The sequence below is a fragment of the Streptomyces sp. CA189 genome, from assembly GCF_056428985.1.
This window is the reverse complement of the sequence record NZ_JBWJVM010000038.1, coordinates 56,376-79,554: the sequence shown is the minus strand read 5'-3', so window position 1 is coordinate 79,554 and position 23,179 is coordinate 56,376. Positions and strand designations below refer to the sequence as shown.

Below are 23,179 nucleotides of genomic sequence, written 5' to 3'. Positions count from 1 at the left end.
CCGTGACGTCATGAACGAGGCCCTCGCCGTCGGCGGCACCAGCTTCGACAGCCTCTACGTCAACGTCAACGGGGAGTCCGGCTACTTCGACCGCTCCCTCGACGCCTACGGGCGGGAGGACGAGCCCCGTCGCCGCTGCTAGAAGCCGAAGTTCTGGGTCCACCAGGGGCCGCCGGCGGCGTTGTACACGCCGACGCCCAGGGTGCGGAACTCGCAGTTGAGGATGTTGGCCTTGTGGCCGGGGCTGTTCATCCAGGCCTTCATCACGGCCGCCGCGTCGCCCTGGCCGCGGGCGATGTTCTCGCCGCCCATCCCCGATATGCCGGCCTTGGTGGCACGGTCCCACGGGGTGTTGCCGTCGGGGTCGGTGTGGTCGAAGAAGCCCCGGACGGCCATGTCCTTGCTGAAGGCTCCGGCCAGCGCCGCCAGCGGCGGGTTCGCCCGGACCGGAACGCAGCCGGCCTGCGCGCGCTCCTGGTTCACCAGGGTGAGCACGGCGGTCTCCTCGGCGGAGTGGCCGGCCGAGGTGGGCGGGGCCGTCGGGGCCGCGGGGGCGGAGGGCTTCGGAGCGGAAGGCTTCGGCGCGGAAGGCTTCGGCTTCACCGGGGTCGGGGTGGGGCTCGCCACCGGGGTCTTCGACGGCTCCGTGGAGGGAGACGGGGAAGGGGTGGCCGACGGGGACGGCGAGGCGGAGGGGGAGGGGGCGGAAGAAGGGGTGCCCGCTCCTGTGGAAGCCCGGCCGGAGAGGTTGGCGAGGCCGCCCTGCTGCTGCAGCGCGCTCTCGGGGCTGGGCGAGGCCTTGGCCTTGGACTCCGCCGTCTTCGCGTCGGAGCTCGCGGCCGTGACCCCTACGTAGGGGAAGGAGGAGCCGACCGGGACGACGCCCGTGGTGACGGCCGCCGTGCCGAGGACCACGGCCACGGATGCGCCGAGCAGTCCGCCTCGCAGGGCGGTGCGGCGCTTGCCGCCGCGGCGGGGCGCGGCGTGGAGTCGGTGGCGTCCCATCGCGGCTCACCTTCCTGGGGTTCGAGATCAACGCTTCAAGATCAACCTTTACTCACCCAAATGGGTGAGCTCATTGCTGCGCGACTGTACGCCATGGCGACAGGGGGTGAGGTGCCCCGGATTTGTTTGCCCGGTTAGCGTTCAGGCATGAACGAAGATGTGCGGATGACCGCCTGGGTGCGCGGCCGTGTACAGGGAGTGGGCTTCCGCTGGTTCACCAGGGCCAACGCCATGGAGATCGGCGGAGTGACCGGCTTCGCGCTCAACCTGGACGACGGGCGAGTACAGGTGGTGGCCGAAGGTCAACGTGAGAATTGCCACCGGCTCCTGGAGTGGCTGCACGGCGCCGACACGCCCGGGAGGGTGGACGGGGTGACAGAGATCTGGGGCACACCGCGCGGCGGCTACGACGGGTTCGCGATCCGGTGAGCGATCGACTGATCATGCACTGAACACATCGCCGGATGGTCCGCATGCGGTCGGAACTGCGCATTCATCGCCGACGCGTTGCCGACGGGGCGGATCCGTGGAAGGCTCGGAGACGAGGATGATCTCCACGCCCCTTGCGGGGGCCGGGATGCCCGCCGATACGGGGCGTGATCGTGTTGACCGTCAAACTTTTTGGTGAGACGCTGGAAGCCCCGCGCACCTGAGCTGTTTGGCAGTGCTGGCAGTACACAGTGTCAGCCAAAGATCGATGCAGTGACTGACAGTCGCTGCCGGACATCCGCGGGTGCGATTCCCTCACGACCCACACCGCTTCGGTCGGTCACTCAGTGTGGAGGACCATCCATCATGGCAAAGGCGCTTCTCGGTTACGTCGGCGGTTCCGACCCGCGACTCCTCGCCGAGATGCGACGGCTTCAGCAGCGCGTCCAGGACCTCGAGTCCGAGCTCGGACGAATCCAGTCCGAAAACGACGCTCTGAACGCGGCCGCCGCACAGCACGGAGACTCGCTGCTTGACAGCATCGACCTCGACGTACCCCAGGCGGAGCCTGCGCTCACCTGATCCGCGCTCCCTCGTCGCTCGATCAACAGAACCGCATGATCTGCAAGGGACGCTTCGGCGTCCCTTCTTTCTTTCCGTCCCGTTCCCGCTCCGTATGCCGCTCTTCCCACCCGCGGACGCGGCTGCCGGGCGGCGTTGCGCCAGGTGGGGGGCCCATTCCTTTAACGTCTGATGTGCCCTGCACCTTCATGGGCGAAACCGAACGTGAAAGGTAGAGTCCGGCGGCGTGCACCTCAAGTCCCTGACCCTGCGTGGCTTCAAATCCTTCGCCTCCGCGACCACCCTGCGCTTCGAGCCGGGCATCACCTGTGTCGTGGGCCCCAACGGCTCCGGCAAGTCCAATGTGGTGGACGCGCTCTCCTGGGTCATGGGCGAACAAGGGGCCAAGTCCCTGCGCGGCGGGAAGATGGAAGACGTCATCTTCGCCGGCACGACCGGCCGCCCGCCGCTCGGCCGCGCCGAGGTCTCGCTCACCATCGACAACTCCGACGGCGCGCTGCCCATCGAGTACGCCGAAGTCACGATCACGCGGATCATGTTCCGCGGCGGCAGCAGCGAGTATCAGATCAACGGCGACACCTGCCGCCTCCTCGACATCCAGGAACTGCTCTCCGACTCCGGCATCGGCCGCGAGATGCACGTCATCGTCGGACAGGGCCAGCTGGACTCCGTACTGCACGCCGATCCGATGGGCCGCCGCGCCTTCATCGAGGAGGCGGCCGGAGTGCTCAAGCACCGCAAGCGCAAGGAGAAGGCGCTGCGGAAGCTGGACGCGATGCAGGCCAATCTCGCGCGCGTGCAGGACCTCGGCGACGAGCTGCGGCGCCAGCTCAAGCCCCTCGGGCGGCAGGCGGCCGTGGCCCGGCGGGCGGCCGTGATCCAGGCGGACCTGCGGGACGCACGGCTGCGGCTGCTCGCCGACGACCTCGTGACGCTGAAGGGCGCGCTCGACGCGGAGATCGCGGACGAGGCGGCGCTGAAGGAACGCAAGGACGCGGCCGAGGCGCAGCTCGCGGCGGCGGTACGGCGGGAATCCGAACTGGAGGAGGCCGTACGGGAACTCGCGCCACGGCTCCAGCGGGCGCAGCAGACCTGGTACGAGCTGTCGCAGCTCGCCGAACGGGTGCGCGGGACGGTGTCGCTGGCGGACGCCCGGGTCACCTCGGCCTCGGCGCCGGCCGAGGAGGAGCGGCCGGGCCGGGACCCGGAGGAGATGGAGAAGGAGGCCGCGCGGATCCGCGAGCAGGAGGCGGAGCTGACGGCCGCGCTGGAAGCGGCCGCGCGGGCGCTGGAGGACACGGTCGCCCACCGGGCCGAGCTGGAGCGCTCGCTGGCCGACGAGGAACGGCGGCTACGGGACGTGGCGCGGGCCATCGCCGACCGGCGCGAGGCGCTGGCGCGGCTGACGGGCCGGCTCGGCGCGGCCCGGTCCCGTGCGGGCGCGGCCCAGGCGGAGATCGACCGGCTGGTCGTGGCGCGGGACGGGGCGCGGGCGCGGGCGGAGGAGGCGCGCGAGGAGTACGAGGCGCTGGCGGAGGAAGTCGGGGAGGGAGAGTCTCCCGGGTCGGGCGCGGGGGAGGGCTCTGGTTCCGGCTCGGCTTCCGGATCCCCTTCGGGGCTGGGGGAGTACGAGGCCGCGCGGGCGGAGCTGGCTGCGGCGGAGGCCGGACTCGGGGAGACCCGGGACGCATTGGCCGCGGCGGAGCGTTCGCGGGCGGCGGTGTCGGCGCGACGGGATGCCCTGGCGATGGGGCTGCGCCGCAAGGACGGTACGGCGGAACTGCTCGCCGCGCGGCTGGAGGGGCTGCTGGGGCCGGCGGCGCAGCGGCTGTCCGTGACCCCGGGGTACGAGGTCGCGGTGGCGGCGGCGCTGGGCGCGGCGGCGGACGCGGTGGCCGTCACGTCGACGGCGGCGGCGGCCGGGGCGATCCGGTACCTCCGGGAGGGCGATGCGGGGAGGGCCGCCTTCCTGATCGCTCCGGGCGCGGTGGCCTCCGGCGGTTCGGCGGTGGGGGGCGGGGTCCCGGGCCAGGCGGCGGCCTCCGGCGGTCCGGTGGCGGGGGCCGGGGTCCCCGGCCAGGCGCAAGCCCCGGATTCGGGCACGGCCTCGGCCTCGGCCTCGGCCCAGGTTCAGGCCCGCGATTCGTCCTCGGCTCAGGCGGCCCAAGCCGTGGTGGCTGCTGCGGATCAGGATCGAGCGCCGGGTCCGGCCTCGGTCCAGGGCTCGGTTCAGGGCGCGGCCCACTCCCGGGGCGAGGCCTCGGGCCAGGAGTCGGCCTCGGGCGAGGCCTCGGGCCAGGACCCGGATTCGGCCCAGGACCCGGACTCGGGTCAGGAGTCGGACTCGGGTCAGGAGTCGGCCTCGGCCCAGGACCCGGCCTCGGGTCAGGACCCGGACTCGGCCCAGGACCCGGACTCGGCCCAGGACCCGGGCTTGGGCCAGGGCCAGGGCCAGGGCCAGGGCCCGGGCTCCGGAACCGGTGTCGGGCCCGCGGGCCTGGAGCGGGTTTCCGGGGGCGGCGCGGACGGCGGGGGCGCGGCGGGGGCGGTTTTGCCCCACCCCGCCCCTTCCCGAAACCGGGGCTCCGCCCCGGACTCCGCGTACCCAACGCCGGCGGGGCCGGGTGTGCCGGGGCCGGTGGCTTCCGCTGGGGGCGGGTCCCTGGCTGCGGCGGGTGTGGCCGTCGGCGGGGCTCAGGTGTGGGCTTCGGCGTGCGCGGAGCCGGTGGTTGCCGCCGGGGGGCTCGTGCGGGGGGACGCCGAGGTGGTGCGGGCCGTGGCGTGGGTGTTGCGGGACTTCGTGGTGGTCGGGGGGCTCGACGAGGCCGAGGCGCTCGTCGCCGCGCGGCCCGAGCTGGTGGCCGTGACCGCCGAGGGCGACGTGCTCGGGGCGCACCTCGCGCACGGCGGGTCCGCCGGGGTGCCCAGCCTGATCGAGGTGCGGGCCGCCGTCGACGAGGCCGCCGCGGAGCTGGCCCGGCTGGACGGCCGGTGTCTGGTGCTGGCCGGTGAGAAGGAGGCCGCCGACACGCGCCGGGTGGCGGCCGGGGCCCGGGTCGAGGAGCTCGGGGAGCTCCGGCGGGCCGCCGAGCGTGCCCGAGCCGGCGTCGCGCAGCAGCTCGGGCGGCTCGCCGGGCAGGCGAAGGGGGCGCTGGGCGAAGCCGAACGCGCCGCCGCGGCCGTGGCCACGGCGCAGGATGCGCTGGAGCAGGCGCTGGCCGACGTGGAGGAGTGTGCGGAACGGCTCGCCGTCGCGGAGGAGATGCCTGCGGAGGAGGAGCCGGACACCTCCCGCAGGGACCGGCTCGCGGCCGACGGGGCGAACGCGCGGCAGACCGAGATGGAGGCCCGCCTGCAGCTCAGGACCCATGAGGAGCGGGTGAAGGGGCTCGCGGGCCGGGCCGATTCCCTCGACCGCGGGGCCCGGGCCGAGCGGGAGGCCCGTGCCCGGGCCGAGCGCCGCCGGGAACGGCTGCGGTACGAGGCGCAGGTGGCCGCGGCCGTCGCCGCCGGAGCCCGCCAACTGCTCGCGCACATCGAGGTGTCGCTGACCCGCGCCGTGCGGGAGCGCACGTCCGCCGAGTACGCGAAGGGGCTGCGGGAACGCGAGCTCGACGAGGCCCGGGGACTGGGCCGCGGCCTGAAGGGCGAACTCGACAAGCTCACGGACTCCGTGCACCGCGGCGAGGTGCTCGGCGCCGAGAAGCGCATGCGGATCGAGCAGGTGGAGAGCCGTGCCCTGGAGGAGTTCGGGATGGCGGCGGAGGGTCTCGTCGCCGAGTACGGGCCGGACCAGCCGGTGCCGCCGAGCCCGTCCGCGGACGGGGAGGAGCAGGACGCCGCGGCCGGGGACGCCGGGCCGGAGCCCTTCGTGCGGGCCCGGCAGGAGAAGCGGCTGAAGGCGGCCGAGCGTGCCTACCAGCAGCTCGGCAAGGTCAATCCGCTGGCGCTGGAGGAGTTCGCCGCGCTGGAGGAGCGGCACAAGTTCCTCAGCGAGCAGCTGGAGGACCTGCGCAAGACCAGAGCCGACCTCCTTCAGGTCGTGAAGGAGGTCGACGAGCGGGTCGAGCAGGTCTTCACGGAGGCGTACCGGGATACGGCCCGCCAGTTCGAGGGGGTGTTCTCGCGGCTGTTCCCCGGCGGCGAGGGCCGGCTGATCCTGACGGATCCCGACAACATGCTCACCACGGGCGTCGACGTCGAGGCCCGGCCGCCGGGCAAGAAGGTCAAGCGGCTGTCGCTGCTCTCGGGCGGCGAGCGCTCGCTGACCGCCGTGGCCCTGCTGGTCTCCATCTTCAAAGCGCGGCCCAGCCCGTTCTACGTGATGGACGAGGTCGAGGCCGCGCTCGACGACACCAACCTCCAACGGCTGATCCGGATCATGGAGGAGCTGCAGGAGAGCTCACAGCTGATCGTGATCACGCACCAGAAGCGGACGATGGAGGTCGCCGACGCGCTCTACGGGGTCTCGATGCAGGGCGACGGGGTCTCGAAGGTCATCAGCCAGCGCCTGCGGTGACGGGTGACGGGGCGACGGGACGGGGCCTCGCAGGGTGCGGCCGGGGGGTGTGGGCGGGCCCCTGCGGGGCAGGTGCGCCACCGATGGCCCCTCCGGATGGTGCCCGATCTTGACCTGTGCGCCACTGGAAGGGATCACACCCTCAGCCCGTCACCGCGGCCGGCACGCAGGAGCAGACCTTGACCAGCAGCACAGCGCGGGCCTCGGCCTCAGGCAGCGGCCCTGCATCGCAGCCCGACCACCTCGGGCACGTCATCTTCATCACCGCGGCCGCCGCCATGGGTGGATTCCTCTTCGGCTACGACAGCTCCGTCATCAACGGCGCGGTCGTCGCGATCCGGGACCGCTTCGACGTGGGGCCCGCCACCCTCGCCCAGGTGATCGCCGCCGCGCTGATCGGCTGCGCCCTCGGCGCCGCCACGGCCGGCCGCATCGCCGACCGGATCGGCCGTATCCGCTGCATGCAGATCGCGGCCGTCCTCTTCACGGCCAGCGCCATCGGCTCGGCCCTGCCCTTCGCCCTCTGGGACCTGGCGGTGTGGCGGGTCATCGGCGGCTTCGGCATCGGCATGGCCTCGGTCATCGGCCCGGCCTACATCGCCGAGGTGTCCCCGCCCGCGTACCGGGGCCGGCTCGCCTCCTTCCAGCAGGCCGCGATCGTCATCGGCATCGCCGTCTCCCAGCTCGTCAACTGGGGGATCCTCAACCTCGCGGGCGGCGACCAGCGCGGCGAGATCGGCGGCCTGGAAGCCTGGCAGTGGATGCTCGGCGTGATGGTGGTCCCCGCCGTGCTCTACGGGCTGATGTCCTTCGTCATCCCGGAATCCCCACGCTTCCTGATCTCCGTCGGCCGCAACGCCGAGGCCCGGAAGGTGCTCGCCGAGGTCGAGGGCGAGCACGTCGACCTCGACGGGCGCGTCGCGGACATCGAGCACGCCATGCGCTCCGAGCACAAGTCCACCTTCAAGGACCTGCTCGGGAAGCGGGGCTTCCTGCCCATCGTCTGGATCGGCATCGGCCTGTCGGTCTTCCAGCAGCTCGTCGGCATCAACGTGATCTTCTACTACAGCTCCTCGCTGTGGCAGTCGGTCGGCATCGACCCGAGCGCCTCGTTCCTGTACTCCTTCGAGACCTCGGTCGTGAACATCATCGGCACGGTGATCGCGATGATCTTCGTGGACCGGATCGGCCGCAAGCCGCTCGCCCTCATCGGCTCCGTCGGCATGGCGATCTCGCTGGGCCTGGCCGCCTGGGCGTTCTCGTACAAGTCCGGCGCCGGCGACGACATCGCGCTGCCGCACGCCCAGGGCATCGTGGCCCTGGTCGCCGCCAACTGCTTCGTCCTCTTCTTCGCGTTGTCCTGGGGCGTGGTCGTCTGGGTGCTGCTCGGGGAGATGTTCCCCGGCCGGATCCGCGCCGCCGCGCTCGGCGTGGCCGCCGCCGCCCAGTGGATCGCCAACTGGGTCATCACGGTGTCGTTCCCGACCCTGTCGGACTGGAACCTGTCCGGCGCCTACGTCATCTACACGGTCTTCGCCGTGCTCTCGATCCCGTTCATCCTCAAGTGGGTGCCGGAGACCAAGGGCAAGGCGTTGGAGGAGATGGGCTGACCACCCCCGCCAACGCCCCTCTCCTCTCAGAGGAGGTGCTGCCCCGTCTCAGTCCTTGAGGCGGGGCAGCACCTGTTCGCACAGCAGCTGCAGGCTCCGCCAGCCCTCGTCCACGGGCATCCCGCCGCACAGCGGGTGCAGCACCAGGTTCCCCGCCTCGCCGGCGCCGCGGGCGTACGCGACCGCCTCGTCCGGGGTCAGAATGCGGTACACGCCCTCGGCGCGCAGCTCCGCCACCGTGTGGGCGCCCGACCGTACGGCGCTGCGGATGTCCTTGGACTGCCAGGAGGCGTACATCCCGGCCTCGTGCAGGAAGCGCTCGCCGTACTGGTCCCAGGCCCGGTCCGGGTCCTCCGCGATGTGCAGCAGCGGGGTCTCGGCCGCCGGCATCATGCAGAAGCCCTCCGTGCCGTACTCCGCGAGCTTCGCGTTGTAGTACGCCTCCAGCTCGGGCAGGTGCGCGCTCGGGAAGAACGGCAGGCCCAGCCGGGCCGCCCGGCGGGCCGCCGCCTCCGAGCTGCCGCCGACCAGGAGCAGCGGGTGCGGCTGGGTGAAGGGCCGCGGGGTGACCCGTACGGTACGGCCGCGGAACTCGAACGGCTCGCCGGTCCACGCCTTCAGCAGGGTCTCCAGCAGCTCGTCCTGGAGCTTGCCGCGCCGGCCCCACTCCACGCCGTGCTGCTCGTACTCCTCGGGCCGGTAGCCGATGCCGGCCACCGTGACGAGGCGGCCGCCGCTGAGCAGGTCCAGTACGGCGATGTCCTCGGCCACCTTCAGCGGGTCGTACAGCGGGCCGATGATCGCCGAGACGGTGACGGCGATCCGGCGGGTGGCGCCGAAGACCGCGCCCGCGAAGGCGAAGGGGGAGGGCAGCCAGTTGTTGTCGGTGCCGTGGTGCTCCTCGGTCTGGATGGTGTCGATCCCGCGGTCGTCCGCGTACTTCGCCATCTCCAGCGCGGCCTTGTAGCGGGCGGAGAGGGTTTCCGGGGTGCCGTTCGGATCGATGAGGTTGAACCGGGCCACGGTGATGGGCATGGAGAAGTCCCCCTTCGCCGGAGGTGGGTGGGCGGGCGAAGGGGGACGTTAGCTGACGTTGCGTCAGTTGGACAGGGATCCGGCGGGGACCTGCTCCCGCGCCGGGACCTCGGGGGCCTCCGGGCGCTCCGGCGCCGCCGGCGTGCGCGGGAGGACCGCGTACAGCGCGGCCGAGGTGACGATGCCCGCCGCCCAGCCCAGGCCGTTCTGCCCGATCCAGGTGGTGGCCAGCGGACCGCTGAACCAGTCGACCTTCGTGAACAGCAGGCCCACCGCCAGGGCCAGGCCCCAGGCGGTCATGGCCTGCCAGGCGAAACCGCCCTTGTACCAGTACGCGCTGGTCCGCGTGGTGTCCAGGAGCGCGGCCCCGTCGTAGGACGGCCGGCGCAGCATGTCCACGCCGAAGACGCCGATCCAGGCGGAGAAGGCCACGGCCAGCAGGGTCAGGAAGGAGATGAACGAGCCGAAGAAGCTGGTCGCGACCACCATGAGCAGGAAGCCGAAGACCAGGCTGATGACGGCGTTGACGCTGACGGCCGCCGCGCGCGGGACCTTGATGCCGAGGGTCTGGGCGGTGAAGCCCGCCGAGTACATGGACATCGAGTTGATGAGCAGCATGCCGACGAGCGCGATCAGCAGGTACGGGACCGCGATCCAGGTCGGCAGCAGTTCGCCGATGAAGGACACCGGGTCCTGCGCGGTGGCCAGATCGGGGGTGGCGACCGCCATCACCGCGCCCATGAGCACCATCGGGATCACGACGACGGCCGCGCCGCCGATGGTCGCGCCGACCATGCCCCGGGCGGAGGCGGTACGGGGCAGGTAGCGGGTGAAGTCCGGGCCGGACGGGACCCAGCTGATGCCGCCGGCCGCGATGGTGCCGATGCCCGCGATCAACATCGCGGTGGAGCCGGCGGGCTTGGCGAAGACGGCGGACCAGTCGGTCTCGGCGATCAGGTAGCCCAGCACGAGCACGCTGAAGGCGCCGAAGAGGTACGTGGACCACGTGGAGCAGACGCGCAGCGCGTTGATGCCGAGGCCGGAGACGAGGAAGGTGCAGCCGACGAAGAAGAGCAGGGTGACGACGATCAGGGCGGTGTTCTTCTTGATCCCGAAGACCAGGTCGAGGACGGTCAGGACGGCGTAGGCGCCGCTGACCGCGTTGATGGTCTCCCAGCCCCAGCGCGCGACCCAGATCAGGGCGCCGGGGAAGAGGTTGCCGCGCTGGCCGAAGACGGCCCGGGAGAGCGCCATGCCGGGCGAGCCGCCGCGCTTGCCGGCGATGGATATGAGTCCGACGAGCCCGTAGGAGACGACGGGCGCGGCGATCGCGACGACGAGCACCTGCCAGACGTTCAGCTTGTTGAAGATGACGAGACCGGCGCCCATGGTCAGCAGCAGCACGCTGATGTTGGCGGCGACCCAGGTCGGGACGAGCTCGCGAACCCGGCCGCGGCGCTCGGCGTCCGGGACGGGCTCCAGGCCGCGCGACTCGACGGCGGTCTCGGCAGGCATAGGTGTACTCCGTGGGGGGCGGCGGGGCGTGGGGGACTGCTCATCATCGTAGATTCACCGCAAAAAGCACAAATAGAGGCTTACGGCCCTGTAGGGAACTACAGGGCCGTATCTCTAGGCGCGCCGAGTGCGCGCGAACCGGTCCGATACTGGACGGGTTGTGACTCCGCCCCGAAGGGCTTCTCGCCGACGCGCGGTCGGACGACGGGCCAGCCCGGCCCGTGGAGGACATGAGCCTCACCTCCACAAACGAGGCGAGGTCTATGAGGTCACGCATACTGAACGCGTTATGGAAATCCTCATCCTTGCCGTAGTCATCGCCCTGGTCGCGGTCGGTGCGATCAGCGGGCTCGTGGTCAGCAGCCGCAAGAAGAAGCAGCTGCCCCCCACGGCCCCGCCCAGCACGCCGACCATCACTGCCCCGCCCGCCGAACCGCAGGTGGGGGAGGACGCCGCACCGACGGCGGAAGAGCCGCGCCGCACGATCGAAGAGGTCGTGCTGCCCGAGGCCGAGGCCCCGGTCGCGGAGCCCGAAGCCCCCGTCGCCGAGGTTCCGGCCGCGCCCGAGATCGAGGTGCCCGAGCCCACCGCCGGCCGCCTGGTCCGGCTGCGCGCCCGCCTCGCCCGGTCGCAGAACACGCTCGGCAAGGGGCTGCTCACGCTGCTCTCCCGCGAGCACCTCGACGAGGACACCTGGGAGGAGATCGAGGAGACCCTCCTCATCGCCGACGTCGGTGTCGCACCGACCCAGGAGCTGGTGGACCGGCTCCGCGAGCGGGTCAAGGTGCTCGGCACCCGCACCCCCGCCGATCTGCGCGCCCTGCTGAAGGAGGAGCTGATCACGCTCCTCGACACCGACTTCGACCGCGCGGTGAAGACCGAGAGCGGCGTGGACACCCCCGCCGTGATCATGGTCGTCGGCGTGAACGGCACCGGCAAGACGACCACCACCGGCAAGCTCGCCCGCGTGCTCGTCGCCGACGGCCGCAGCGTCGTGCTCGGCGCGGCGGACACCTTCCGCGCAGCCGCCGCCGATCAGCTCCAGACCTGGGGCGAGCGGGTCGGGGCGCGCACCGTGCGCGGCCCGGAGGGCGGCGACCCGGCCTCGATCGCCTACGACGCGGTCAAGGAGGGCATCGCCGAGGGCGCCGACGTGGTCCTCATCGACACGGCCGGCCGGCTGCACACCAAGACCGGTCTGATGGACGAGCTCGGCAAGGTCAAGCGCGTCGTGGAGAAGCACGGCCCGCTCGACGAGATCCTGCTGGTCCTGGACGCCACCACCGGGCAGAACGGCCTGACCCAGGCCCGGGTGTTCGCGGAGGTCGTGGACATCACCGGCATCGTGCTGACGAAGCTCGACGGCACCGCCAAGGGCGGCATCGTCATCGCCGTCCAGCGCGAGCTCGGAGTCCCGGTCAAGCTCATCGGCCTCGGTGAGGGCGCGGACGACCTGGCGCCCTTCGAGCCGGAGGCCTTCGTCGACGCCCTGATCGGCGACTGAACGCCCCGACGCTCCTACGTCGGCCAGTGCCCCCGAGGTCCCCAGGACCCGGGGGCACTGCCATGGGCGGAGTGCGGGTTACGGGCGGCGCAGCCGGTGGCAGAGGTAGGCGAGGGTGCCCAGCAGGAGGCGGGCCTGCGGGGGATCCCCGGCCGAGTCCAGCGCCGGCGGCCGCAGCCAGCTCACCGGGCCGAGGCCCGCGAAGTCCGAGGGCGGGGCGGTGACGTAGGAGCCCTGGCCCAGGGCGCGCAGATCGAGACCGGCGTCGTCCCAGCCCATCCGGTACAGCAGCTGCGGCAGCCCGGCCGCCGCCCCCGGGGCGACGAAGAACTGGGCCCGGCCGTCCGGGGTCGCGGTCACCGGGCCGAGCGGCAGGCCCATCCGCTCCAGCCGGACCAGCGCCCGCCGTCCGGCTTCCTCGGAGACCTCGATGACGTCGAAGGAGCGCCCGACGGGGAGCAGCACCGCGGCTCCCGGGTACCCGCTCCAGGTCTCGGTGACCTCGTCGAGGGTGGCGCCGGCCGGGACCGTCGGAGCGAGGGCCAGCGGATGCGCCCCCGGCGCACCGCAACTCGTATGACCGCAGGAGCAGTCGCGGGCGGGCCCCGCGGCCCGGGCGCCGGGGACCACGTCCCAGCCCCAGAGTCCGGTGTACTCCGCCACCGCCGTGCACTCCGAGGTCCGGCCGCGGCGCCGAGCGCCGGAACGGAACTCCTTGGTGCCGCGGCTGCCGCCGATCGTGAAGCCCATGCCCATGCCCCCTCCAACGGGTCGGACGTGCCGGTGGTTACGAGGTCGGCCGGACCGGATGCCCGGCGCACTCCTCGCCGCGCGCGCCCCGTGCGCACTCCTGTCCAACCGATCGGTTCTGCCTTCGTGTCAAGTGAATCGCGCCTGGCCGGTGGCGAGTTCATTCGAAGGGGTGGCGAATGGTGGCGTTTCCGGGATCGACCTCGCCGAAGGGGTGATCGTAGGATTACTTTCGGTGCACGAAGCGCGAAGGAAGACGTGTTCGCGGGTATGCCGGAGGCATGGCGTGAAGGACCTGTGAAGACCGTTTCCCGACTGGGTTTCGTGTAGAAGAGGCTGACGGATGGGGGCGTTCCAGTGAGCGGCAACGGCGCAAGCGGAACGGGTGCGGAGTCCGGCGTGTCGTCCGCCGGGACGCCGGACCGGGACTCCGCGCGGGATTCCGCACAGGATTCCCCGCAGGACGCCACCGTCCGCAACGAGCAGCTGACGTCCTGGTTCGTCCGCAGCGGCTGGTCCAAGGGCGAGCTCGCCCGCCAGGTCAACCGCCGCGCCCGCCAGATGGGCGCCCACCACATCAGCACCGACACCTCGCGGGTCCGCCGCTGGCTCGACGGCGAACAGCCCCGCGAGCCCGTCCCGCGGATCCTGTCCGAGCTCTTCTCCGAGCGCTTCGGCTCCGTCGTCGCCATCGAGCACCTCGGCCTGCGCACCGCCCACCAGACCCCCTCCGTCTCCGGCGTCGACCTGCCCTGGGCCGGACCGCAGACCATCGAGCTGCTCGGCGAGTTCTCCCGCAGCGACCTGATGCTGGCCCGCCGCGGCTTCCTCGGGACCTCGCTCGCCCTGTCCGCCGGCCCCGCCCTCATCGAGCCCATGCAGCGCTGGCTCGTACCGGTCCCGGCCGCCGACCCGGGACCCCGGGAGGCGGGGCCGACGGGCGCCCTGAGCGGCCACCGGCCGCCCCGGCTCTCCGAGCCCGAGGTGGACCTCCTCGAAGCCACCACCGTGATGTTCCGCCAGTGGGACGCCCAGTGCGGCGGCGGACTGCGCCGCAAGGCCGTCGTGGGCCAGCTCCACGAGGTCACCGACCTGCTCCAGGAGAACCACCCGGCGCCGGTCATGAAGCGGCTCTTCAAGGTCGCCGCCGAACTCGCCGAACTCGCCGGCTGGATGAGCTACGACATCGGCCTGCACCCCACCGCGCAGAAGTACTTCGTCCTCGCGCTGCACGCCGCGAAGGAGGGCGGGGACAAGCCGCTGGGCTCGTACATCCTCTCCAGCATGAGTCGCCAGATGATCCACCTGGGCCGCCCCGAGGACGCCCTGGAGCTCATCCACCTGGCCCAGTACGGCAGCCGCGACTGCGCGGGGCCCCGTACCCAGGCCATGCTGTATGCGATGGAGGCCCGCGCCTACGCCAACATGGGCCAGCCCAGCCGCTGCAAGCGGGCCGTGCGGATGGCCGAGGACACCTTCTCCGACGTCGGCTTCGACGCCGAGCCCGAGCCCGACTGGATCCGCTTCTTCTCCGAGGCCGAGCTCAACGGCGAGAACTCCCACTCCTACCGGGACCTGGCCTACGTCGCGGGCCGCAGCCCCATGTACGCCTCCCTCGCCGAACCGGTCATGGAGCGCGCCGTCGAGCTCTTCGAGAAGGACGAGGAGCACCAGCGCTCCTACGCCCTCAACCTCATCGGCATGGCCACCGTCCACCTGCTCCAGCGCGAGCCCGAGCAGGCCACGGTCCTCGTCGGCCGCGCCCTGGACGTGGCGGGAAAGGTGCGGTCCGAACGGGTGAACACCCGGCTGCGCAAGACCGTCGACACCGCCGCGCGTGAGTACGGCGACGTCGCCGACGTGGTGCGGCTGACCGACCACCTCGCCTCCCGCCTCCCCGAGGCCGCGGAGGCCGTCTGACGGCCACCCGGCCGCCCCAAGGCCCCCGGCCGCGGCAGTCACCCCGTGAAGCCCGATCAGGCTCCCCCAGCCAGGTTCCCCGGGTCATCGCCGCGGCCGGGTTCTCACCCGCCACCCTCATGAACCACTCGTTCATGGAGGCGTAACACGCCGGACCTCTTCGTCATCGACGCGAAACACCCAGCGGCGCCGCCGGAAACCGGCCTGCGCGAATCTCAGGGCCAATAACCGGCCAGCCCCCGGGCCGGAACACCCTCAGGCCTGATTCGCACCAGCGCCGCTCAGGTTTTCACGATCGCCCGCACGCGAACGTACCGACGACGAGGAGACGCCGATGGCATCAGCCATCACGACCCTCGCGGCAGACGCCCCCACGCTGTCTTCCGCGAACACCGGGTTCATGCTCATCTGCTCCGCCCTGGTCATGCTGATGACCCCGGGACTCGCCTTCTTCTACGGAGGCATGGTCCGCGTCAAGAGCAGCCTCAACATGCTGATGATGAGCTTCATCAGCCTCGGGATCGTCACGATCCTCTGGGTCCTCTACGGATTCAGCCTCGCCTTCGGCGCCGACTCCGGCTCGCTCATCGGCTGGAGCTCCGACTACGTGGGACTCAGCGGCATCGGCATCACCGAGCTGTGGGACGGCTACACCATCCCCGTCTACGTCTTCGCCGTCTTCCAGCTGATGTTCGCGATCATCACCCCGGCGCTGATAAGCGGCGCACTGGCCGACCGCGTCAAGTTCAGCGCGTGGGCCCTCTTCATCACCCTCTGGGTCACCATCGTCTACTTCCCCGTCGCCCACTGGGTGTGGGGCGCCGGCGGCTGGCTCTTCGAGCTCGGGGTCATCGACTTCGCCGGCGGCACCGCCGTCCACATCAACGCGGGCGCCGCGGCCCTCGGCGTGATCCTGGTCATCGGCAAGCGCGTCGGGTTCAAGAAGGACCCGATGCGCCCGCACAGCCTCCCCCTCGTGATGCTCGGCGCGGGCCTGCTGTGGTTCGGCTGGTTCGGCTTCAACGCGGGCTCCTGGCTCGGCAACGACGACGGCGTCGGCGCGGTCATGTTCGTCAACACGCAGGTCGCCACCGCCGCCGCCATGCTCGCCTGGCTCGGCTACGAGAAGCTGCGCCACGGCTCCTTCACCACCCTCGGCGCCGCCTCCGGCGCGGTCGCGGGCCTCGTCGCCATCACCCCCTCCGGCGGCGCCGTCTCCCCGCTCGGCGCGATCGCCATCGGCGTCATCGCCGGTGTCGTGTGCGCCATGGCCGTCGGCCTGAAGTACAAGTTCGGCTACGACGACTCCCTCGACGTCATCGGAGTCCACCTCGTCGGCGGTGTCATCGGCTCCCTGCTCGTGGGCTTCTTCGCCACCGGCGGGGTCCAGTCCGACGTGGCGGGCCTCTTCTACGGCGGCGGCCTGGAGCAGCTCGGCAAGCAGGCGATCGGAGTCTTCGCCGTCCTCGCCTACTCTCTCGTGGCATCCGCGGTACTCGCCTTCCTCCTCGACAAGACGATCGGGATGCGGGTCACCGAGGACGACGAGGTCTCCGGCATCGACCAGGTCGAACACGCCGAGACCGCCTACGACTTCAGCGGAGCCGGCGGCGGCTCCTCCTCCCGGAGCACCGCCGCCCCCGCCCCTGTTGCCGCCGCGAGCAAGAAGGTTGACGCATGAAGCTCATCACCGCGATCGTGAAGCCGCACCGGCTGGACGAGATCAAGGAAGCCCTGCACCGCTTCGGAGTCCAGGGACTCACCGTCTCCGAGGCCAGCGGATACGGCCGCCAGCGCGGACACACCGAGGTCTACCGGGGTGCCGAGTACACCGTGGACCTCGTACCGAAGATCCGCATAGAGGTGCTCGTCGAGGACGGCGACGCGGACGACGTGATGCGGATCGTCGTCGACGCCGCCCAGACCGGCAAGATCGGCGACGGCAAGGTGTGGAGCATCCCCGTGGACTCGGTCATCCGGGTCCGCACCGGTGAACGTGGCGCTGACGCGCTCTAGGCGATGGGAACCTCTGGGTGACGAGTGTCGAAGAGACCACTGACGGCGGCAACACCGCCGACCAGGGACCCAGCGGATACGCCGCGGCCCGGCTGCGACTCCTCCAGGAGGAGTCGCGGTCCGGGCCTTCCCGGCGTTCCGCCCTGGCCTCCCTGACCGACGACTGGCTCAAGGCGCTGTTCGCCACCGCCGTACGGGAGACGGGCGTGCGGGGCGCCGCCCTCGTCGCCGTCGGCGGCTACGGCCGCGCCGAACTGTCCCCCCGCAGCGACCTCGACCTCGTCCTGCTTCACGACGGCAAGGCCGAACCGCGGGCGCTGGCCGCCCTGGCCGACCGGCTCTGGTACCCCGTCTGGGACCTCGGCCTCGCCCTCGACCACTCGGTGCGCACCCCCGGCGAAGCCCGCAAGACCGCCGCCGAAGACCTCAAGGTGCACCTCGGACTGCTCGACGCCCGGCCCGTCGCGGGCGACGCCGGGCTGCTCGCGGGACTGCGCACCTCCGTCCTGGCGGACTGGCGCAACCACGCCGCCAAACGGCTGCCCCAGCTGCACTCCCTGTGCCGTGAGAGGGCCGAGCGGGCCGGGGAGCTCCGCTTCCTGCTGGAACCCGACCTCAAGGAGGCCCGCGGGGGACTGCGCGACGTCACCGCGCTGCGGGCCGTCGCCGCGTCCTGGCTGGCCGACGCCCCGCGCGAGGGCCTCGCCGAAGCCAGGCGCCGGCTGCTCGACGCACGGGACGCGCTGCACCTGGTGACCGGCCGCGCCACCGAGCGGCTCTCCCTCCAGGAACAGACCCCGGTCGCGGCGCAGCTCGGTCTGCTCGACGCCGACGCCCTGCTCAGGGAGGTGTACGAGGCCGCGCGGGTGGTCTCGTACGCCGGTGACGTGACCTGGCGCGAGGTCGGGCGCGTGCTCCGGGCGCGGTCCGCCCGCCCCCGGCTCCGCGGGCTGCTCGGCACCCGGAGCTCCGTACCGGAGCGGGCGCCGCTCGCCGAAGGCGTCGTCGAGTCCGACGGCGAGGCCGTACTGGCCCTGGCCGCGCGGCCCGACCGGGACCCGGTGCTGCCCCTGCGCTTCGGCGCGGCCGCCGCCCAGGCCGGACTGCCCGTCTCGCTGCACGCCGTACGCCGGCTCGCGGCGCAGGCGAAGCCGCTGCCGGTGCCGTGGCCGGCCGAGGCCCGGGAGCAGCTGCTGACCCTGCTGGGCGCTGGGGAGCCGACGGTGGCCGTGTGGGAGGCCCTGGAGGCCGAGGGGATCATCACGAAGCTGCTGCCCGACTGGGAGCGGGTGCGGTGCCGTCCGCAGCGCAACCCGGTGCACACCTGGACCGTGGACCGCCACCTCGTCGAGACGGCCGTCCGGGCCTCCGAGCTGACCCGCCGGGTGGGCCGCCCCGACCTCCTCCTGATGGCCGCGCTGCTGCACGACATCGGCAAGGGCTGGCCCGGCGACCACTCGGTGGCCGGCGAGACCATCGCCCGCGACATGGCGCTGCGGGTGGGCTTCGACGCCGAGGACGTCGCGGTGCTGGGAGTGCTCGTCCGCCACCACCTGCTGCTGATCGACACCGCGACGCGGCGGGACCTGGACGACCCGGCCACGGTCAAGGCGGTCGCCGAGGCGGTCGGTTCGCCCGGGACGCTGGAGATCCTGCACGCGCTGACGGAGGCCGACGCCCTGGCCACCGGCCCGGCGGCGTGGAGCGCGTGGCGCGGCTCGCTCGTGGCCGACCTGGTCGCGCGGGTCGCCGCCGTGCTGAGCGGGGCCGCCCCGGCGGTGACGGAGCTGGAGATCCCGACCACGGAGCAGGAGCGCCTGGCGGTGGAGGCGCTGCGCACCGGGGAGCCGGTCCTGGCCCTGCACGCCCGGCAGGAGGAGGACGCGGTCGGGGTGGAACTGGTGGTGGCCGTCCCCGACCAGCCGGGAGTCCTGCCCGCGGTGGCCGGAGTGCTGGCACTGCACCGGCTCACCGTGCGCGCGGCCGACCTGCGCTCGATGGAGCTCCCGGACCGGCTGGGTGAGGTACTGGTCCTGCGGTGGCGGGTGGCCGCGGAGTACGGCTCCCTGCCGGAGGCCGCGCGGCTGCGCACCGATCTGGTGCGGGCCCTGGACGGCTCGCTGGACGTCCCGGCGAAGCTGGCCGACCGCGAGGCGGCGTACCCGCGCAGGCGCGGGGTGGTACCGCCGCCGCCCCGGGTCACGGTGGTGCCCGAGGTCTCCTCCCTGGCCACGGTTCTGGAGGTGCGTGCCCCCGACGCGGTCGGGCTGCTGCACCGGATCGGGCGGGCGCTGGAGTCCTCCGGCGTGCGGGTGCGCAGCGCGCACGTGTCCACGCTGGGCGCGAACGCGGTGGACACGGTGTACGTGGTCGACGCGGACGGCAAACCCCTGACGGCGTCGGCGGCGGCAGCCCTGGCGGGCTCGGTCCAGGCGGCCCTGGCGTAGCGGGGGCGGCCGCTGCGCGGGGCCGTCCCCTACCCGCCCTTTCACCGTTTCCCGGGGCTCCGCCCCGGGAAACGGTGAAAGGGCGGGTAGGGGGAATGCCGCCCGCAGGGCCAGGGGGGTGGCGCGGCCCGATACCCTGGGGGCGACCACACGCCCCCTGACCCGAGGAATCGCGACCACCGTGTTCGATACGCTTTCCGACCGCCTCAGCGCGACCTTCAAGTCCCTCCGGGGCAAAGGCCGCCTCTCCGAGCAGGACATCGACGCTGCGGCGCGGGAAATCCGTATCGCCCTCCTCGAGGCCGACGTCGCCCTCCCCGTCGTCCGCTCCTTCATCGCGAACGTCAAGGAGCGCGCCCGCGGCGAAGAGGTCTCCAAGGCCCTGAACCCGGGCCAGCAGGTCCTCAAGATCGTCAACGACGAGCTGGTCTCCATCCTCGGCGGCGAGACCCGGCGGCTGCGCTTCGCCAAGACCGCGCCCACCGTGATCATGCTCGCCGGCCTCCAGGGCGCCGGTAAGACCACCCTCGCCGGAAAGCTCGGCGTGTGGCTGAAGGGGCAGGGCCACACCCCGCTCCTCGTCGCCTGCGACCTCCAGCGCCCCAACGCCGTCAACCAGCTCAGCGTCGTGGCCGAGCGGGCCGGCGTGGCCGTCTACGCACCCGCGCCGGGCAACGGCGTCGGCGACCCGGTCCAGGTCGCCAAGGACTCCATCGAGTACGCGCGCACCAAGCAGTACGACGTCGTCGTCGTCGACACCGCCGGCCGCCTCGGCATCGACGCCGAGATGATGCAGCAGGCCGCGGACATCCGCGACGCCGTCAGCCCGGACGAGATCCTCTTCGTCGTCGACGCCATGATCGGCCAGGACGCGGTCAACACCGCCGAGGCCTTCCGCGACGGCGTCGGCTTCGACGGCGTCGTGCTCTCCAAGCTCGACGGCGACGCCCGCGGCGGTGCCGCGCTCTCCATCGCGCACGTCACCGGCAAGCAGATCATCTTCGCCTCGAACGGCGAGAAGCTCGACGAGTTCGACGCCTTCCACCCGGACCGCATGGCGGGCCGGATCCTCGACATGGGTGACATGCTCACCCTGATCGAGCAGGCCGAGAAGACCTTCTCGCAGGCCGAGGCCGAGAAGATGGCGGCCAAGCTGCAGAAGGGGCCCAAGGAGTTCACGCTCGACGACTTCCTGGCCCAGATGGAGCAGGTCCGCAAGATGGGCTCCATCTCCAAGCTGCTCGGCATGCTCCCGGGCATGGGGCAGATCAAGGACCAGATCAACAACATCGACGAGCGCGACGTGGACCGCACCGCCGCGATCATCAAGTCGATGACCCCGGCCGAGCGCCAGGACCCGCACCTCATCAACGGTTCGCGCCGCGCCCGTATCGCCAAGGGCTCCGGCACCGAGGTCAGCGCCGTCAAGTCGCTCGTCGAGCGGTTCTTCGAGGCCCGCAAGATGATGTCCCGCATGGCCCAGGGCGGCGGCATGCCGGGCATGCCCGGCATCCCCGGGATGGGCGGCGGCCCCGGCCGGCAGAAGAAGCAGGTCAAGCAGGCCAAGGGCAAGCGCAAGAGCGGCAACCCGATGAAGCGCAAGGAAGAAGAGGCCGCGGCGGCAGCGCGCCGCGAGGCGGGTCCGGAGGCGATCGAGCCCGCCGCCGGCGGCAACCCGTTCGGCCTTCCCACCGGGGGTGCCCAGCCCGGTCAGGACTTCGACCTGCCGGACGAGTTCAAGAAGTTCATGAAGTAGCAGTTCGTGCAGTAGCAGTACGGAGCCACAGGAGCCCCGGCCGGATCCCTCCGGCCGGGGCTTCGCCGTATGGGCTCCCGCCAGGGGCGACGGTCCGGTTTGTCGCTTATGGTCGGCCGGGAGGACGGCAGAAGGAGGCCTACGTGCCCAGCCCCACCCCCGTACCGCCCCGCGACCGGGCCGATACGCCCTGGCGCTCCGAAGGCGCACCCCCCGCCCCGCCGCCGAAGAAGCGGATGCCCGGAGGCTGGCGCGGCCTGATCCTCACCGCCCTGATCGTCTACCTGATCACCAACCTGGTGCTCTCCTTCTTCAACGAGGGCGACGAGCCGACCATCTCGTACACCGAGTTCAGCAAGCAGGTCGCGAACGGCAACGTCTCGAAGATCTACGCCAAGGGCGACGCCATCCAGGGCGAACTGAAGACCGAACAGCCCAAGCCGGACGGGGACGAGGGCGACTACAAGAAGTTCGTCTCCCAGCGCCCCGCCTTCGCCGACGACGACCTGTGGGCCAACCTCACCAAGCAGAACGTCGTCGTCACGGCCTCCCCGGTCGTCGTGCAGCGCAGCTTCCTGGCCAACCTGCTGATCTCCCTGGCCCCGATGCTGCTGCTGGTCCTCCTGTGGGTGGTCATCGCCCGCCGGATGGGATCGGCGATGGGCGGCGGCATGGGCGGGCTCGGGCGCAAGACGCCGCCCAAGCCGGTCGAGCTGGAGGGCGTCAAGCGCACCACCTTCGAGGACGTGGCCGGCATCGACGAGGTCGAGGGCGAGCTCAACGACGTCGTGGACTTCCTCAAGAACCCGGACGAGTACCGCAAGATGGGCGCCCGCATGCCCGGCGGCGTCCTGCTCGCCGGCCCGCCCGGCACCGGCAAGACCCTGCTCGCCCGCGCCCTCGCGGGCGAGGCCGGGGTGCCGTTCTTCTCGGCCTCGGCCTCCGAGTTCATCGAGATGATCGTCGGCGTCGGCGCGTCCCGGGTGCGCGAACTCTTCTCCGAGGCCCGGAAAGTGGCCCCCGCGATCGTCTTCATCGACGAGATCGACACCATCGGGCGGGTGCGCGGCGGCGGCGCGGGCATGGGCGGCCACGACGAGCGCGAGCAGACCCTGAACCAGATCCTCACCGAGATGGACGGCTTCTCCGGCTCCGAAGGCGTGGTCGTCCTCGCCGCGACCAACCGGGCCGACGTCCTGGACCCGGCGCTGACCCGGCCGGGCCGCTTCGACCGCACCGTCGTCGTCTCCCCGCCCGACAAGAGCGGCCGGGAAGCCATCCTCCGCATCCACACCAGGGACATCCCGCTCGCCGACGGCGTCGACCTCGCGCAAGTGGCCCGTACGACGCCGGGCATGACCGGAGCCGAACTGGCCAACCTAGCCAACGAGGCGGCCCTGCTCGCCGTGAAGCGCCAGCAGCAGGAGGTCACCCAGTCGGACCTCTCCGACGCGCTGGAAAAGGTCCAGCTCGGCGCGGAACGGCCGCTGGTCATGTCGGACGAGGATCGCCGCCGCACCGCTTACCACGAGGGCGGGCACGCCCTGCTGGGCATGCTCCAGCCCGGCGCCGACCCGGTCCGCAAGATCACCATCGTGCCGCGCGGCCGGGCGCTCGGCGTGACCCTCTCCACCCCGGACGCGGACCGGTACGCCTACACGGAGGAGTACCTGCGCGGCCGCATCATCGGGGCGCTCGGGGGAATGGCCGCCGAGCACGTCGTCTACGACGTCATCACCACCGGCGCGGAGAACGACCTCGAACAGGTCACCAACATCGCCCGGGGCATGGTCGGCCGCTGGGGCATGAGCGAGCGCATCGGCCGGCTCACCGCCATCCCCTCGGACGGACAGAGCCCCTACGGCCTCTCCGCGGCCCCCGCCACCCTCGACGCGGTGGACCACGAGATGCGCCGGATCGTCGACGAGTGCTACGAGAAGGCCTGCTTCCTGCTCCGCGAGAACCGCGACAAGCTGGACGCCCTCGCGGAAGCCCTGATGGCCAACGAAACGCTGGACGAACCGGCCGCCTACGCCGCCGCGGGCATCACCCGGCTCCACAAGTGAGCGCCGTGCGGGGCCGGCCGGCGGC

Annotated in this window: 15 protein-coding genes and 1 pseudogene; 12 read left to right on the top strand and 4 right to left on the bottom strand. The window is 72.0% G+C overall.

The annotated features are described in order from the left end of the window. Positions 1-139, top strand: a pseudogene (locus tag AC061S_RS25775) (bifunctional DNA-formamidopyrimidine glycosylase/DNA-(apurinic or apyrimidinic site) lyase); the annotation flags it as partial. Here the strand turns inward: AC061S_RS25775 and AC061S_RS25770 are convergent. Next, positions 139-1,005, bottom strand: a complete 867-nt coding sequence (locus AC061S_RS25770; protein WP_478688262.1) for a CAP domain-containing protein — start codon at positions 1,003-1,005, stop codon at positions 139-141. The pseudogene AC061S_RS25775 and the gene AC061S_RS25770 sit on opposite strands and share 1 nt — an antisense overlap. Positions 1,006-1,152: 147 nt before the next feature. Between AC061S_RS25770 and AC061S_RS25765 the strand changes: the two genes are divergently transcribed. The 4 genes from AC061S_RS25765 to AC061S_RS25750 all read left to right on the top strand — a co-directional run bounded on the left by AC061S_RS25765 (position 1,153) and on the right by AC061S_RS25750 (position 8,145). After that, positions 1,153-1,434 carry an acylphosphatase gene (locus AC061S_RS25765; RefSeq protein ID WP_478688261.1) on the top strand — a complete coding sequence of 94 codons (282 nt, stop codon included), beginning with the start codon at positions 1,153-1,155 and terminating at the stop codon, positions 1,432-1,434. Positions 1,435-1,800: 366 nt separating this feature from the next. Continuing rightward, complete coding sequence (locus tag AC061S_RS25760; protein ID WP_030227372.1) at positions 1,801-2,016, top strand: hypothetical protein; 216 nt, start codon at positions 1,801-1,803, stop codon at positions 2,014-2,016. Between the two features lie 226 nt (positions 2,017-2,242). Beyond that, complete coding sequence (locus tag AC061S_RS25755; protein ID WP_478688260.1) at positions 2,243-6,535, top strand: AAA family ATPase; 4,293 nt, start codon at positions 2,243-2,245, stop codon at positions 6,533-6,535. Between the two features lie 179 nt (positions 6,536-6,714). Further along, complete coding sequence (locus tag AC061S_RS25750; protein ID WP_478688259.1) at positions 6,715-8,145, top strand: sugar porter family MFS transporter; 1,431 nt, start codon at positions 6,715-6,717, stop codon at positions 8,143-8,145. A gap of 48 nt (positions 8,146-8,193) precedes the next feature. Here the strand turns inward: AC061S_RS25750 and AC061S_RS25745 are convergent, their stop codons facing one another. Together AC061S_RS25745 and AC061S_RS25740 are read right to left on the bottom strand one after the other, a co-directional pair. After that, positions 8,194-9,180: an LLM class flavin-dependent oxidoreductase gene (locus AC061S_RS25745; RefSeq protein WP_385370385.1), complete on the bottom strand. Its 987-nt coding sequence runs from the start codon at positions 9,178-9,180 to the stop codon at positions 8,194-8,196. Between the two features lie 63 nt (positions 9,181-9,243). After that, positions 9,244-10,695 (bottom strand): cytosine permease, encoded by a 1,452-nt coding sequence (locus AC061S_RS25740; RefSeq protein ID WP_478688258.1) that lies wholly within the window; start codon positions 10,693-10,695, stop codon positions 9,244-9,246. Between the two features lie 289 nt (positions 10,696-10,984). Between AC061S_RS25740 and ftsY the strand changes: the two genes are divergently transcribed. After that, positions 10,985-12,199 carry a signal recognition particle-docking protein FtsY gene (ftsY, locus tag AC061S_RS25735; protein WP_478688257.1) on the top strand — a complete coding sequence of 405 codons (1,215 nt, stop codon included), beginning with the start codon at positions 10,985-10,987 and terminating at the stop codon, positions 12,197-12,199. A gap of 78 nt (positions 12,200-12,277) precedes the next feature. Here the strand turns inward: ftsY and AC061S_RS25730 are convergent, their stop codons facing one another. Continuing rightward, a complete protein-coding gene (locus AC061S_RS25730) occupies positions 12,278-12,949 on the bottom strand; it encodes a bifunctional DNA primase/polymerase (protein ID WP_478688256.1) in 672 nt (223 codons plus the stop codon). A gap of 486 nt (positions 12,950-13,435) precedes the next feature. Here AC061S_RS25730 and nsdA point away from each other — a divergent pair, with 486 nt between their 5' ends. The 6 genes from nsdA to ftsH all read left to right on the top strand — a co-directional run bounded on the left by nsdA (position 13,436) and on the right by ftsH (position 23,154). Next, complete coding sequence (nsdA, locus tag AC061S_RS25725; RefSeq protein WP_403712877.1) at positions 13,436-14,869, top strand: transcriptional repressor NsdA; 1,434 nt, start codon at positions 13,436-13,438, stop codon at positions 14,867-14,869. A 334-nt stretch (positions 14,870-15,203) separates the two neighbouring features. Continuing rightward, the gene (locus AC061S_RS25720; RefSeq protein ID WP_478688255.1) at positions 15,204-16,550 is read left to right on the top strand and encodes an ammonium transporter; all 1,347 of its coding nucleotides are present in this window, start codon (positions 15,204-15,206) and stop codon (positions 16,548-16,550) included. Beyond that, a complete protein-coding gene (locus AC061S_RS25715; protein ID WP_478688254.1) occupies positions 16,547-16,885 on the top strand; it encodes a P-II family nitrogen regulator in 339 nt (112 codons plus the stop codon). Before AC061S_RS25720 ends, AC061S_RS25715 begins: the two co-directional genes overlap by 4 nt. A gap of 17 nt (positions 16,886-16,902) precedes the next feature. Next, on the top strand, positions 16,903-19,332 hold the full coding sequence (locus tag AC061S_RS25710) for a [protein-PII] uridylyltransferase (protein ID WP_478688253.1): 2,430 nt from the start codon (positions 16,903-16,905) through the stop codon (positions 19,330-19,332). 181 nt (positions 19,333-19,513) lie between these two features. Then, positions 19,514-21,088 carry a signal recognition particle protein gene (gene ffh, locus AC061S_RS25705; protein WP_478688252.1) on the top strand — a complete coding sequence of 525 codons (1,575 nt, stop codon included), beginning with the start codon at positions 19,514-19,516 and terminating at the stop codon, positions 21,086-21,088. Positions 21,089-21,324: 236 nt separating this feature from the next. Beyond that, positions 21,325-23,154 carry an ATP-dependent zinc metalloprotease FtsH gene (ftsH, locus tag AC061S_RS25700; protein WP_478688267.1) on the top strand — a complete coding sequence of 610 codons (1,830 nt, stop codon included), beginning with the start codon at positions 21,325-21,327 and terminating at the stop codon, positions 23,152-23,154. Positions 23,155-23,179 lie beyond the last annotated feature (25 nt).

What these genes read in the sequence shown, in the direction of transcription:
- AC061S_RS25740 (WP_478688258.1), bottom strand. Translation starts at nt 10,695, where the DNA reads ATGCCTGCCGAGACCGCCGTCGAGTCGCGCGGCCTGGAGCCCGTCCCG.
- AC061S_RS25730 (WP_478688256.1), bottom strand. Translation starts at nt 12,949, where the DNA reads ATGGGCTTCACGATCGGCGGCAGCCGCGGCACCAAGGAGTTCCGTTCC.
- AC061S_RS25765 (WP_478688261.1), top strand. Translation starts at nt 1,153, where the DNA reads ATGAACGAAGATGTGCGGATGACCGCCTGGGTGCGCGGCCGTGTACAG.
- ftsY (WP_478688257.1), top strand. Translation starts at nt 10,985, where the DNA reads ATGGAAATCCTCATCCTTGCCGTAGTCATCGCCCTGGTCGCGGTCGGT.
- AC061S_RS25745 (WP_385370385.1), bottom strand. Translation starts at nt 9,180, where the DNA reads ATGCCCATCACCGTGGCCCGGTTCAACCTCATCGATCCGAACGGCACC.
- AC061S_RS25715 (WP_478688254.1), top strand. Translation starts at nt 16,547, where the DNA reads ATGAAGCTCATCACCGCGATCGTGAAGCCGCACCGGCTGGACGAGATC.
- ftsH (WP_478688267.1), top strand. Translation starts at nt 21,325, where the DNA reads ATGCCCGGAGGCTGGCGCGGCCTGATCCTCACCGCCCTGATCGTCTAC.
- AC061S_RS25770 (WP_478688262.1), bottom strand. Translation starts at nt 1,005, where the DNA reads ATGGGACGCCACCGACTCCACGCCGCGCCCCGCCGCGGCGGCAAGCGC.
- AC061S_RS25720 (WP_478688255.1), top strand. Translation starts at nt 15,204, where the DNA reads ATGGCATCAGCCATCACGACCCTCGCGGCAGACGCCCCCACGCTGTCT.
- AC061S_RS25760 (WP_030227372.1), top strand. Translation starts at nt 1,801, where the DNA reads ATGGCAAAGGCGCTTCTCGGTTACGTCGGCGGTTCCGACCCGCGACTC.